Origin of the sequence: Pseudomonas benzenivorans, from assembly GCF_024397895.1 — a bacterium.
GTDB lineage: Bacteria > Pseudomonadota > Gammaproteobacteria > Pseudomonadales > Pseudomonadaceae > Aquipseudomonas > Aquipseudomonas benzenivorans_A.
The window spans coordinates 4,220,837-4,234,759 of record NZ_CP073346.1 but is presented as its reverse complement, the minus strand read 5'-3'; the positions used below and the strand labels follow the sequence as shown (position 1 = coordinate 4,234,759).

9 protein-coding genes are annotated in these 13,923 nt (G+C 64.5%); 2 read left to right on the top strand and 7 right to left on the bottom strand.

Features of this window, described 5'->3' with window-relative positions; genetic code table 11:
• The 6 genes from KDW96_RS19900 to leuC form a co-directional block, all read right to left on the bottom strand.
• On the bottom strand, positions 1-2,847 hold the full coding sequence (locus tag KDW96_RS19900) for a motility hub landmark protein FimV (RefSeq protein WP_255840572.1): 2,847 nt from the start codon (positions 2,845-2,847) through the stop codon (positions 1-3).
• Positions 2,848-3,001: 154 nt separating this feature from the next.
• Complete coding sequence (locus KDW96_RS19895; RefSeq protein ID WP_255837950.1) at positions 3,002-4,012, bottom strand: aspartate-semialdehyde dehydrogenase; 1,011 nt, start codon at positions 4,010-4,012, stop codon at positions 3,002-3,004.
• 163 nt (positions 4,013-4,175) lie between these two features.
• Positions 4,176-5,288 carry an aspartate-semialdehyde dehydrogenase gene (asd, locus tag KDW96_RS19890; RefSeq protein WP_255837949.1) on the bottom strand — a complete coding sequence of 371 codons (1,113 nt, stop codon included), beginning with the start codon at positions 5,286-5,288 and terminating at the stop codon, positions 4,176-4,178.
• Between the two features lie 55 nt (positions 5,289-5,343).
• Complete coding sequence (leuB, locus tag KDW96_RS19885; RefSeq protein ID WP_255837948.1) at positions 5,344-6,426, bottom strand: 3-isopropylmalate dehydrogenase; 1,083 nt, start codon at positions 6,424-6,426, stop codon at positions 5,344-5,346.
• 13 nt (positions 6,427-6,439) lie between these two features.
• Positions 6,440-7,087, bottom strand: a complete 648-nt coding sequence (leuD, locus tag KDW96_RS19880) for a 3-isopropylmalate dehydratase small subunit (protein ID WP_255837947.1) — start codon at positions 7,085-7,087, stop codon at positions 6,440-6,442.
• 11 nt (positions 7,088-7,098) lie between these two features.
• Positions 7,099-8,526 (bottom strand): 3-isopropylmalate dehydratase large subunit, encoded by a 1,428-nt coding sequence (gene leuC, locus KDW96_RS19875; RefSeq protein ID WP_255837946.1) that lies wholly within the window; start codon positions 8,524-8,526, stop codon positions 7,099-7,101.
• A 134-nt stretch (positions 8,527-8,660) separates the two neighbouring features.
• On the opposite strand from leuC, the gene KDW96_RS19870 reads away from it, so the two are divergent.
• Both KDW96_RS19870 and KDW96_RS19865 read left to right on the top strand, forming a co-directional pair.
• Positions 8,661-9,566: a LysR family transcriptional regulator gene (locus KDW96_RS19870; protein ID WP_255837945.1), complete on the top strand. Its 906-nt coding sequence runs from the start codon at positions 8,661-8,663 to the stop codon at positions 9,564-9,566.
• A 95-nt stretch (positions 9,567-9,661) separates the two neighbouring features.
• Positions 9,662-13,342, top strand: a complete 3,681-nt coding sequence (locus KDW96_RS19865; protein WP_255837944.1) for a sensor domain-containing protein — start codon at positions 9,662-9,664, stop codon at positions 13,340-13,342.
• A 67-nt stretch (positions 13,343-13,409) separates the two neighbouring features.
• Here KDW96_RS19865 and KDW96_RS19860 read toward each other — a convergent pair whose 3' ends face one another.
• Positions 13,410-13,856 carry an Hsp20 family protein gene (locus KDW96_RS19860; protein ID WP_255837943.1) on the bottom strand — a complete coding sequence of 149 codons (447 nt, stop codon included), beginning with the start codon at positions 13,854-13,856 and terminating at the stop codon, positions 13,410-13,412.
• Between the last annotated feature and the right edge of the window lie 67 nt (positions 13,857-13,923).

Sequence of the window (13,923 nt, the reverse complement as noted above, 5' to 3'; positions counted from 1 at the left end):
TCAAACCAGTTTAGCGATCAACTCTTGCGCTTCCTGCTGCTGATCGTCGTTACCCTCGGCGATCACTTCATCGAGAATGTCACGGGCACCCTCGGTATCGCCCATATCGATATAGGCACGGGCCAGATCGAGTTTTGTTGCCGTTTCGTCCGTACCGGACAGGAAGTCGAAATCATCGTCGCCCTCCAGGGCGGCCAACGGCGCCGGCTCGGCGGATTCATCGGCAGCAGCGGGCTGATCAATACTGCTGGACAGCTGGTCCAGCTCCGCACTCACCTCGTCGAGTTGCGCGGCGAAGTCATCGGAGCGGGCAGGCGCCTGCTCATCATCCAGTGACAGGTCGAAGTCGGCCGACAGGTCGAAGTCGTCACTCGCGGCATCCTCCGGCACGTCAAGACTCAGCTCGGCCAGTTCATCGGCCGCGGCGGCCGGACTGGGCTCATCATCCTCGAGACTCAGGAGGAACTCTTCCTCTTCTGCTGCCGCTGCCTTGTCCTCGGACTCAAGGTCCAGGCTGAAATCAGCCAGCTCGCCGCCCAACTCCAGGCTTTCCTCACCGGCCTCGTCCAGACTGAGATCGAAACCCAGATCGTCATCCTTGCTGGCGGACGGCGCGGCCGGAGCATCGAACTCCAGGCCCTCATCCAGACTCAGATCGCCCTCGTCCAGCAGCGAGTCGGTCGCGGCGGCAGACTGAAGGTCGCGATCGAGCTCGCTCTCCAGGTCATCGAGGCTCAAATCGAACTCGTCATCGAGATCAGTCGCCGCTGCAGGCTGCTCCGGCTCGTCCAGCGTCAGCTCGTCGAGACTGAAACCACCCAGATCATCGTCACCACCAGCGAACTCAGTTGCTGCCACGGCCGCACCGGCAAAACCTGCCATGGCGGGGTAACGAGCCTTCAACTGATCGACTTCGGCCGCCGCGCCGCCGATTTCGCGCAACTCGTTGTCCTGTCGGGCAAAGCCTTCCTTATCACCCAGCTCGGCATGGACCTCCATCAACTTGAGGCGCAGATCGGCACGCTGCGGCTCATCGTTGATCGCGTTCTGCAACAGCTCGGCGGCCTGATTGAAGCGACCGTAAGCGATATAGATATCCGCCTCACCCAGGGCGTCGGCGGTTTGCGCGGTGACACGCTCACGCTCCTCGGCCGGAGCGGCAGCAGCGCCAGACAACTCCTCGGCAGGCGCCTCGGCGAAGGTTTCGAAGCTGTCGGACTCCAGCTGCATATCCGCTTCGAAGTCGTTGGCGTCGCTCTCGGCCGCCAGCCCAGCCTGAAGTTCGGCCTCGCGCTGGGCGTTACGTCGCGACAGCATCATCAGACCAAGCAACAACACCAGCAACGCCCCGCCCCCGACAAGACCAAGCAGCATCGGCTTGGCCAGCAGGTCGTCCAGGGTGCTGGACTGCGGCTGCTCGGTCACAACCGGGGTCGCCGCAACCGGCTCCTCGACGACGGGCGCTGGCTCTGCCACGACCGGTGCCGGTGCAACCGGCTCGACGGCAACTGCCGGCTCCGGGGCCGGCTGCTGAACATCGGGCTGCGCGGCAGCGCCAGGCTCGGCCGGCGCTTCCTCGCTGTAGTTGTAATCCGTTTCGGCCTCGGTCGGCACGACCGGCGGCGTAGCCACCGCGCCCGGCTGAGCGACTGCTGCAGGCGTCGACTCGGCCTGGGCCGCTTCTTCAACCGGCACGACCGGATCAACGGACGCCGTCGGCGCCGGCTGAGCCTGCCCCTGTCTCGCCAGGTCCGCCTGCAGCTTGGCCAGCTGATCATCCTTCAACTGGATCAGACGCTGCAGCTTGTCGAGTTGCCCCTGCAGGTCGCCCATGCGCCCTTTCAACTCATCATTCTCACGACGCGTAGAATCGAGGCTTTCCTGGGTCACGGCCAGTTTGTCGGCCAGCGCCTTGCCGTCAGCGGCGCCTCTATCGCTGCCGCCGCTGGCCTTGCCGGTATCGGCCGACACCAGCTTGAGGCTGTCCTGTGCCTTCACCTGGGCCGGTGCCGCGCCTGCGGCGCTGCGCTTGGTCGCATCCAGCTGACGGGCCGCGACATTGCGCCCCTCGCGCCACGCCGCGTTCTGGCTGGCAACCTGGGCAATGGCTTCGGCCTGGGAACGGCGCTTGACCTGCTGCTCATCTGGCAGACGCAGCACCTGGCCGCTCTTCATGCGATTGATGTTGCCGCCAATAAAGGCGTCCGGGTTGAGGTCCTGGATCGCCAGCATGGCCTGATGCACGGTACCGCCGGGAACGCGCTGAGCGATTTCCCAGAGGGTATCGTTGGAGGTGGTCTTGTATTGGCCTGCGGCTCCCGCGCTCGGCGCAGAAGGCACCGACGGAGCCGCGACCGGAGCGGCCGGACGCGGCGCGGCGGCAGGCTGCTGACGGGGGGCGGCGGCCGGCAGCTGAGGCGCAGCCGCAACTGCGGTCTGCGGAGAATAGAGCGGCGGATCGAGCAGCAGGGTGTACTCACGCAGCAGGCGGCCATTGGGCCACAGCACTTCCACCAGGAAGTTCAGGTAGGGTTCGCGTACCGGCTTGCTCGAGGTCACCCGAATGACGCTCTTGCCATTCGGCTTGAGCACCGGAGTGAACTTGAGGTCGGTCAGGAAGTACTGGCGATCGACGCCAGCTTTGCTGAACTCTTCGGGAGCGGCCAGGGTCGGCAGGACTTCATTGGAGGCAAGATCGCGCACCTCCAACAATTCGATCTCAGCCACCAGCGGCTGATTCAGCGCCGACTGCAGGGTCACTTCCCCCAGTCCTAGCGCATGCGCCATACCGGAGGACAGTGCCGAAGCAGCTGCGATTGCCAGCACCAGTTTGCGAACCCGAACCATAGCGATATCCCTTGTTTTATCTTTTTTCTCGGCATTCGAGAGGGTCTTGATCATTGCTGCCTGTATCCGCCCGAAGACGGTTCCCCAACCAGCAATCAACTCAGCCAGTATTGCCAAGCTCGAAAGATTCTTCAAATTTCAGGGTAAGTATCTTTTACAGATAGTGTTTTATCAATAACTCGCCCAGCTGCACGGCATTCGAGGCCGCGCCTTTTCTTACGTTATCAGACGCAATCCACAAATTGAGTTCTGCCGGATCATCCTGGCCGCCGCGGACCCGACCGACATATACCACCTCCTGGCCAACCGCGTCGCCCACCACGGTCGGATAGTCGCCCGCCTCGACATACTCAAGGGTTGATGCCGTTCGCAGGACTGCACAAACCTGCTCCACCTCGACCGCGTCCCGGCACTGCAAGGACAGGCTGATGCTGTCGCCATAGAACACCGGCACCTGAATGCAGGTGGCCGACACCTTCAACTGCGGCGAGCCGAGGACTTCCTTCAATTCAGCAGCCAGACGCCTCTCCAGCGCGCCATGGCCGCCGGCGTCCGGCGCATCGACCTGTGCCAGCAGGTTGAAGGCGATCTGCCGATCGAACAGGCGCGGCTCCAGCGCCCGGGCATTGAGCAGCTCCGCGGTCTGTCGCGCCAGCTCGGAAACCCCCTGACGCCCGTGACTGGAGACGGCCATGCAGGCCGTGATCACGGCACGCTGTACTTCTATATGGGGGCGCAGTGCCGCGAGCACCGTGGCGACCGCAACACTCTGCGCACTTGGACTGGTCACGCAATAAGGAGGCGCCAGCCTGGACAGCTGCTCGGGGTTCGCATCGGCGACCACCCGCGGCGCCTGCTGGGCGGGCAGCGCCGCACTCAGATCGATGACCACGCAGCCGGCTGCGCGGGCGGCCTCTATATGGCCGCGAGTCACCACTGCGCCGGCTGCGAAGAAGACCAGACGCACCTGGGAAAAATCAAAGGCTTCCAGGGCCGCCACGCGCCGGCTCTTGCCGCGAAATGTCAGCGATTCACCGGCGGACTCTCCGCTACCGAGCAGGTACAGGGTCGCCACGGGAAACTCTCGCTCCTCGAGCAACTGCACCAGCGCCTCACCGACACTGCCGGTCGCGCCGATAACGGCGACATCATAGGTACGGGTCATGCTGAAGGTCTCCAGGGAATACGTCGGGCACTGTATCGGCGGGACCGACAAATGCAAGAGAGCGGGTCCGCCTGCGGATCGGCATGAAGCTCGATCGCAGACGAAACCCGCTCCCTAATCAGCAGCGAGAGCGTCGCACCGCCATGGTCCGACGCCCGCCATCTTAGCGCTCCAGGAGAATCCGCAGCATGCGCCGCAGCGGCTCCGCGGCCCCCCACAGCAGCTGGTCGCCAACGGTGAAGGCGCCCAGATAGTGCGAACCCATGTTCAGCTTGCGCAGACGACCGACCGGCACGCTCAGCGTCCCCGTCACCGCGGTCGGACCCAGCTCGCGAATGCTCGCTTCGCGCTGGTTCGGCACCAGCTTGACCCAGGGGTTGTGCTGACTGATCAGGCCTTCGATATCGGACAGCGGCACGTCCTTGTTCAGCTTGATGGTCAGCGCCTGGCTGTGGCAGCGCATGGCGCCGATGCGCACACAGATGCCATCGACCGGGATCGGGCTCTTGAAGCGGCCGAGGATCTTGTTGGTCTCGGCCTGGGCCTTCCACTCTTCACGGCTCTGCCCGTTGGGCAGCTCCTTGTCGATGTAGGGAATCAGGCTGCCGGCCAGGGGCACGCCGAAGTTGTCGACCGGGAAGCTCTCGCCGCGCATGGCCTCGGCCACCTTGCGGTCGATGTCGAGGATGGCGCTGGCCGGATCGGCCAGCTCATCGGCCACCGCGCCCTTGATCGCACCCATCTGCTTGATCAGCTCGCGCATGTTCTGCGCGCCGGCGCCACTGGCAGCCTGATAGGTCATGGCGCTCATCCACTCGACCACGCCGGCCTCGTACAGGCCGCCCAGGGCCATCAGCATCAGGCTGACGGTGCAGTTGCCGCCGATGTAGTTCTTGGCGCCGGCATCCAGCTGCTGGTCGATCACCTTGCGGTTGACCGGGTCCAGCACGATCACCGAATCATCGGCCATGCGCAGCGAGGACGCGGCGTCGATCCAGTAACCCTGCCAGCCCGCTTCGCGCAGCTTGGGGAAGACTTCGTTGGTGTAATCGCCGCCCTGGCAGGTGAGGATCACGTCCAGACCTTTCAGCTCGTCGATGCTGTAGGCGTCCTTCAGCGGCGCAATGTCCTTGCCAATGGCCGGCCCCTGGCCACCCACATTGGAGGTGGTGAAGAACACCGGCTCGATCAAATCGAAATCCCGTTCTTCCAGCATGCGCTGCATGAGTACGGAACCCACCATGCCACGCCAACCGATCAGACCTACACGCTTCATAACGACTACACCTATGTGAACAGACCGCCGGAACCACCCCGGCGAACTTGGAAGATTACAGACTACCCAGCGCTTCGACTACCGCATCGCCCATGGCCGCGGTACCGACCCGGGTCATACCCGCGGAGTAGATATCACCGGTGCGCAGCCCCTGGTCCAGCACATTGCTGACAGCCTGCTCGATGGCATCGGCCGCCTGGCCTTGATTGAAGCTGTAACGCAGCATCATCGACACCGAGAGAATGGTCGCCAGCGGGTTGGCGATACCCTGGCCGGCAATGTCCGGCGCACTGCCATGGCAAGGTTCGTACATGCCCTTGTTGTTGGCGTCCAGCGAGGCCGATGGCAGCATGCCGATGGAACCGGTGAGCATGGAAGCCTCATCCGACAGGATGTCACCGAACAGGTTGTCGGTGACCATCACGTCGAACTGCTTCGGCGCGCGCACCAGCTGCATCGCCGCGTTATCCACGTACATGTGCGAAAGCTCGACGTCCGGGTAGTCCTTGGCGACCTCCTCGACCACTTCGCGCCACAGCTGGCTCGAGGCAAGCACGTTGGCCTTGTCCACCGAGCACAGCTTCTTGCCGCGCACGCGGGCCATGTCGAAGCCGACGCGGGCGATGCGGCGAATCTCGCTTTCGCTGTAGGGCAGCGTGTCGTAGGCCTGGCGCTCGCCATTGTCCAACACGCGGGTCTCGCGCGGCTGGCCGAAATAGATGCCCCCGGTCAGCTCACGGACGATGAGGATGTCCAGCCCCGCCACCACCTCGGGCTTCAGCGAGGAGGCCTCGGCCAGCTGCGGATAGAGAATGGCCGGGCGCAGGTTGGCGAACAGCCCCAGCTGCGAGCGGATCTTCAGCAGGCCACGCTCCGGGCGAATGTCGCGCTCGAGCTTGTCCCACTTGGGACCACCGACGGCGCCGAGCAGGATCGCATCGGCGGCTCGGGCACGCGCCAGGGTCTCGTCCGCCAGCGGCACACCATACTGGTCGATGGCCGCACCACCGATCACGTCATGGGTCAGTTCGAAGCCGAGCTGGAACTTGTCATTGGCCAACTGCAGCACCTTGACCGCTTCGGCCATGATCTCCGGGCCGATGCCGTCGCCGGGGAGAATCAGAATCTGCTTGCTCATGAAATGTCCTTAATTACTTGATCGCGCCGAACAGCCACGGGCTGCGCTGCTGGTAACCGGTCTCGAAGGTCTGTATGGCCTCGGCATCCTGCAGGGTCAGGCCGATGTCGTCCAGACCATTGAGCAGGCAGTGCTTGCGGAAGGCGTCGACCTCGAAGCTGTATTGCTTGCCGTCCGGGCGGGTGACGGTCTGCGCCGCCAGATCGACGGTCAGCTGATAGCCTTCCTCGGCTTCGCACTGCTGGAACAGCTCGTCGACCTCGCGTTCGGTGAGAATGATCGGCAACAGGCCGTTCTTGAAGCTGTTGTTGTAGAAGATGTCGGCAAAGCTCGGCGCGATGATGGTGCGGAAGCCGTACTCTTCGAGCGCCCAGGGCGCGTGCTCGCGGGACGAACCGCAGCCGAAGTTCTCCCTCGCAAGCAGCACGCTGGCGCCCTGGTAGCGAGGGAAGTTGAGCACGAACTCCTGATTGAGCGGGCGCGTGGAGCAGTCCTGGTTCGGCTGGCCGACATCCAGGTAGCGCCACTCGTCGAACAGGTTCGGCCCGAAGCCGGTGCGCTTGATCGACTTGAGAAACTGCTTGGGGATGATCTGGTCGGTGTCGACGTTGGCGCGATCGAGCGGCGCGACGAGACCTGCGTGTTGGGTAAAGGCTTTCATGGTCGCTCTCCTTAAGGCCGAATCAGTTCGCGTACGTCGACGAAGCGGCCGGTGACCGCGGCAGCCGCGGCCATGGCCGGGCTGACCAGGTGGGTACGCCCGCCCGCGCCCTGACGGCCCTCGAAGTTGCGGTTGGAGGTGGAGGCGCAGTGCTCGCCGCTGCCCAACTTGTCCGGGTTCATCGCCAGGCACATGGAGCAGCCCGGCTCACGCCACTCGAAGCCGGCCTCGATGAAGATCCTGTCCAGGCCCTCCTGCTCGGCCTGCTGCTTCACCAGGCCCGAGCCCGGCACCACCATGGCCTGCTTGATGGTTGCGGCCACCTTGCGGCCCTTGGCCACTTCGGCGGCGGCACGCAGGTCCTCGATCCGCGAATTGGTGCAGGAGCCGATGAACACCCGATCCAGCTGGATATCGGTGATCGCCTGGTTGGCCGCCAGCCCCATGTACTTGAGGGCGCGGACGATGGAGTCGCGCTTGACCGGATCGGCCTCGGCTGCCGGGTCCGGCACCCGCTGATCGACCGAGACCACCATCTCCGGCGAGGTGCCCCAGCTGACCTGGGGCTTGATGTCTTCTGCACGCAACTCGACGACCTTGTCGAAGCGGGCGTCGGCGTCGGACACCAGCCCACGCCACTGCGCCACGGCCTGCTCCCACTGCTCGCCCTTGGGGGCGAAGGGACGGCCCTTGACGTACTCGATGGTTTTTTCGTCCACCGCCACCAGACCGACCCGGGCGCCCGCCTCGATCGACATGTTGCAGATGGTCATGCGGCCTTCCAGGGACAGCGCGCGGATGGCACTGCCGGCGAACTCCAGGGCGTGGCCATTGCCGCCGGCGGTGCCGATCTTGCCGATAACGGCCAGGACGATGTCCTTGGCAGTGACGCCGAAGGGCAACTGGCCCTCCACGCGCACCTGCATGTTCTTCATCTTCTTCGCCACCAGGCACTGGGTCGCCAGCACGTGCTCGACCTCGGAGGTACCGATGCCGTGGGCCAGCGCACCGAAGGCGCCGTGGGTCGAGGTGTGCGAGTCGCCGCAGACCACGGTCATGCCCGGCAGGGTGGCGCCCTGCTCCGGGCCGATGACGTGGACGATGCCCTGGCGCACGTCATTCATCTTGAATTCGAGAATGCCGAAATCGTCGCAGTTCTCGTCCAGGGTCTTGACCTGGATACGCGAGACCTCGTCGGCGATGGCTTCCAGGCCGCCACGGCGCTCGGCCTGGGTGGTCGGCACGTTGTGGTCCGGGGTGGCGATGTTGGCGTCGATGCGCCACGGCTTGCGACCGGCCAGACGCAAGCCCTCGAAGGCCTGCGGCGAGGTCACCTCGTGGAGGATATGGCGATCGATGTAGATCAGCGACGAACCATCGTCGCGGCGCTTCACCTCGTGCATTTCCCAGAGCTTGTCGTAGAGCGTTTTGCCGGCCATCAGCGAGTCCCTCATCAGCGTGTTTCTGTGCCAGGGCGAATAGCCCTTCGGCTTATGAGGGTGATCCTATGGGGTTGCTTTAAATTACTCAAATTCATATTTTTCATCCATTGGATAACCATCAGGAATGCAAAATGGACCTGGCCACCCTCAATGCCTTTATCGCCATCGCCGAGGCCGGCAGCTTCTCGGAAGCGGCGGAGCGCCTGCACCTGACCCAGCCGGCGGTGAGCAAGCGCATTGCCAGCCTGGAGCAACAACTCAATGTGCGCCTGTTCGACCGCCTGGGCCGCGAGGTAGGCCTGACCGAGGCCGGACGCGCCCTGCTGCCGCGGGCCTACCAGATCCTCAATGTGCTGGACGACACGCGCCGGGCGCTGACCAACCTCAACGGCGAGATCAGTGGCCGCCTGACCCTGGCCACCAGCCACCATATCGGCCTGCATCGCCTGCCGCCGCTGCTGCGCGCCTTCACCCGCACCTATCCACAGGTGGCCCTGGATATCCAGTTCCTCGACTCGGAAGTGGCCTACGAGGAGGTGCTGCACGGCCGCGCCGAGTTGGCGGTGATCACCCTGGCACCGGAGACCCGCGAGCCGGTGCGCGCCACCCCGGTATGGGACGACCCCCTGGACTTCGTCGCGGCCCCCGAGCACCCGCTGGCGCGCAGCGGCCGCGTCAGCCTGGCGGAAGTGGCGCAGCATCCGGCGGTATTTCCCGGCGGCAACACCTTCACCCACCACATCGTTCGGCGCCTGTTCGAGGCCCAGGGGCTATCCCCCAATATCGCCATGAGCACCAACTACCTGGAAACCATCAAGATGATGGTCTCCATCGGCCTGGCCTGGAGCGTGCTGCCGCGCACCATGCTCGACGAGCAGGTCACCCCCCTGCCCTTGCCGGGCATCCAGCTGTCCCGACAACTCGGCTATATCCTGCACAGCGAGCGCACCCTGTCGAATGCCGCACGGGCCTTCATGGGCCTGCTCGACGCACAGCGCGGCGACCTTGCGCTGGCCTCCACGCAAAGGATAACGTGAGCCGCATAACAAGAAGAGTGGCGCCTGAATGATCCTGCCAAGCCGTCGTATCGCCCCCAGCCTCGCGCCAACCGAAATAGAAGAAGGGGCCGAGCATGGCCAAATTCACTGACCGCCGCCCTCCTCTGCCACGCATTCCGGTGCTGGACCCGGGGGAATTCGAGAAGGCCTGGACGGACGCGCCGCGCCTGCTGGCGGCGCTGAATGGGGCGCAACTGGGCGTCTGGTGCTGGGATGTCGGCAGCGGCCAGCTCAGCTGGTCACGAGCAGCCCAAAACCTGTTCGGCCTGGACCCCAAACGCCCCTTGAGCGCGCCGCTCGACTACCTCGAGCTGATTGCCGCCGAGGACTACGCCAAGGTTCTGCAGCTGTGCGAGCTGGTGTTGAGTGGCGCTCCCAGCCCACAGCCCGTGCGTCATCGCGTGCGCTGGCCCGACGGTAGCCTGCACTGGCTGGAAATCAGCGGCAGCCTGCAGACCGACGAGCAGGGGCAGCAACAGGTCTTCGGACTGGTGCGCGACATCACCGTTCAGGAAGAGCATGCTCAGGCACTGGCCAACTCCGAACGGCGTTTCTCCAGCCTGTTTCTGCTCAGCCCCGATGTCGTGCTGCTGCTGCGCTACCACGACGGCGCCATCATCGAGGCCAACCAGAACTTCGAGCAGGTGTTCGGCTGGCCGACGGCGGAGATCATCGGCCGCACCACCCTCGAGCTGAATCTCTGGGTCAGCACCGAACAACGCCAGCAATTGCGCCAGCAGTCGGCGGCCAGTCGCCAACCGATCGTTCTGGAAGTGCAGCTGCGCGCCCGCGACGGGCGCCTGCTCGATGGCCTGTTGAGCAGCCAGCACCTGGAACTGGACCAACAGGCATTCATGCTCTGCACCTTCGTCGACAACAGCGAGCGCAAACGCGCCGAGATGGCCCTGCGGGCCAGCGAGGACAAGTTTTCCAAGGCTTTCCAGAACACCCCGGACACCGTGATGATCGTGGAGAAGGCCAATGGTCGCTACATCGAGGTCAATGCCAACTTCGAGCGCCAGTTCGGCTGGAGTCAAGCCGAGGTCGTGGGTCGCACCTCCGTCGAACTGGGCATCTGGCAAGACCCTGAGGATCGCCAGCGCTTGCTCGACGCCCTGCGGAACGACGGCAGCCTGCAGCCGCTGGAGGCGCGCCTGGCCAGCCGCGACGGCCGCATCGGCGACTACCTGATCCACGGTGGTGAAATAGAGCTCAATGACATCGAATGCCTGGTCCTGACCGTGCGCGACATCAGCCCGCAACGCGCGCAGGAGCAGGCCCTGAAGGAAAGCCAGGAACGCCTGAACCTGGCGCTGGAGTCGGCCGACCTGGGCACCTGGGACTGGCATATCCCCAGCGGCACCCTTTACGGATCCGCCCATGCCGCGACCCTGCACGGACTGCCGGCCACGCCCTACGAGGGCAGCCTCGAGCCCATGTTTCGCTACGTACCCGAGGAAGACAGGCGCGAGATGGAGTACGCCTATCGGGCGCTCGTAGAGGGCAGCCAGCAGGCCTACCAGGTGACCTACCGGGTGCAGCAGCCCAATGGGACCCTGCACTACCTGGAAAGCACCGCCAAGCTCTATCGCGATGTCCAGGGCCGTCCGCTGCGCATGGCCGGTGTGCTGATGGACATCAGCGAGCGGGTGCAACGCGAGCAACGCCTGGCCGCCTCGGAAGAGAAGTTCGTCAACCTGTTCCAGGCCAGCCCCGACCCCATCAGCGTCTCGCGCATTCGCGACGGAGTGTTTATCGAGGTCAACCCCAGCTTCAGCCGGGTATTCGGCTGGGCGGCCGAAGACATCATCGGCCAGGACGCCGGGCAGATTGGCTTCTGGGTCGATCTGGAGCATCGCCGCCAACTGTTCGAGAAACTCACCCGCGAGCAGGGTCTGAACGGTGAGATCGCCCAGCTGCGCACCCGCGCCGGTCAGGCCTTGAGCTGCGTGATTTCCAGCCGCTTCATCCGCGTCGATCGCCAGCTGTGCATCACCAGCACCTTTCGCGACATCAGCCAGCAGATACAGGCCGAGGCCTCGCTCAAAGCCAGCCAGGCGAAATTTGCCAAGGCTTTTCACTCGAGCCCCGACGCCATCACCATCACCGAGCGCGATACGGCGCGCTATATCGAGGTCAACGAGGGCTTCTGTCGCCTCACCGGCTATCGCCCCGAGGAGGTCATCGGTCGCAGCGCCCTGGAGCTAAGCGTCTGGGCCGAGCCCCGGCAGCGCCAGGAGATGCTCGAACTGCTGCGCCGCGACGGCCGCGTCAGCAACCTTGAGATGCTCGGCCGGCACCGCGACGGACGCATCAGCACGGCGCAGGTCTCGGTGGAGCAGATCGAGCTGAACGGCACCGACTGCCTGCTGCTCACCGCGCGCGACATCAGCCAATTGAAGGAAGCCCAGGCGCAGATCCAGCACCTGGCGTACCACGACTCGCTGACCAACCTGCCCAATCGCGCGCTGCTGATGGACCGCCTGACCCAGCAGATCGCCCTGCTCAAGCGCCACCAGCTGCGCGGCGCCCTGCTGTTTCTCGACCTCGACCACTTCAAGCACATCAACGACTCGCTGGGCCATCCGGTGGGCGACGCGGTGCTCAAGCTGGTCACCGCCCGCCTGGAATCCAGCGTGCGCCAGGAAGACACGGTGGCGCGCCTTGGCGGCGACGAGTTCGTCGTCCTGATCAGCGGCCTGGAAGGCAAACGCTCGGCAGTCACTCGCCAAGTGCGCACCATCGCCGAGAAGCTGCGCCGCCTGCTCGCCGAGCCCATGCGCCTCGACGGCCATCGCCTGCAGGTGACTCCGAGCATCGGCATGGCCCTGATCCCCGACCATGGTGAAACCCCGGCCGACCTGCTCAAGCGTGCCGATATCGCCCTGTACCGCGCCAAGGACTCCGGGCGCAACACCATCCAGCTGTTTCGCAGCAGCATGCAGGAGGCCGCCAGCGAACGGCTGCGTCTGGAGAACGACTTGCGCCTGGCGCTGGCGCGCGGCGAGTTCGAGCTGTATTTCCAGCCCCAGGTGGATGCCCGCAGCGACCAGGTGATCGGCGCCGAGGCGCTGTTGCGCTGGGTTCACCCGACCCTGGGTGCGCAGTCGCCGGCGCTGTTCATTCGGGTACTGGAAGAAAGCGGTCTGATTCTCGAAGTCGGCAGCTGGGTACTCGCCGACGCCTGCCAGGCCTGCGCACAGTTGCTCGAAGACAAACTGATCAACGCCGAGCACTTCAGCCTGTGCGTGAACATCAGTCCGCGGCAGTTCCGCCAGAACGACTTCGTCGAACTGGTCGGACGGAGCCTGCAAAACAGCGGTTTGCCGCGCTCCATGCTCAAGCTGGAAATCACCGAAGGCATCGTCATCCAGAACATCGACGACACCATCGCCAAGATGAACAGGCTGAAGAAGCTCGGGGTCAGCTTCTCCATGGACGACTTCGGCACGGGCTACAGCTCCCTGACCTACCTCAAGCGCCTGCCAGTGGACGTGTTGAAGATCGACCAGTCCTTCGTTCGCGAGGCCACACACGACGCCAACGATGCGGAAATCATCCGCGCCATCGCCGCCATGGCGTCCAGCCTGGGCCTGACCCTGATTGCCGAAGGCGTCGAGCAACAGGCCCAACTGGACTTCCTCGAGCAACAGGGCTGCCACCTGTACCAGGGCTATTTGTTCAGCAAGCCGCTGCCCTTGGCTGAGTTCCGCGCCCTGCTGGCCCATACGGCGCAACGGCCAAAACGCCTCTGAAAAACGACGGGGGCGCCCTCACCAGCCGTGAGGGCGCCCCGCTCGTCGCTGCGCCTAATGCCGGCGCTTAGCTGTCCAGGGCCGGGCGCGCGCCGTTGATGGGAATGCGCTTGGCCTTGGCTTCTTCCGGAACGATGCGGACCAGGTCGATGTTCAGCAGGCCATTGACCAGGTTGGCCGCCTTGACTTCGATATGGTCAGCCAGGCGGAACGACAGCTTGAACGCACGCCGGGCGATGCCCTGATACAGGTAGGTGACGTTGTCCGCGTCCTGCTCACGGCGACCGCCGGTGACGGTCAGCACCCCGCGCTCGACCTGCAGGTCGAGGTCCTCTTCGTGAAAGCCCGCGGCGGCGACGACGATGCGGTACGCATCCTCAGCGTGCTTCTCGACGTTGTAGGGTGGATAGCTGCTGCCCGACTCGTTGCGCATGGCCGACTCGAACAGGTCGTTGAAGCGGTCGAAGCCGATGGACTGACGGAACAGCGGGGTCATGGAAAATGCAGTGCTCATGGGTAGTCTCCTGAAAAACAGCGAGTGATTCGGCGCGGGACCCGACTTCGGCGCCCCGCAAGACTAA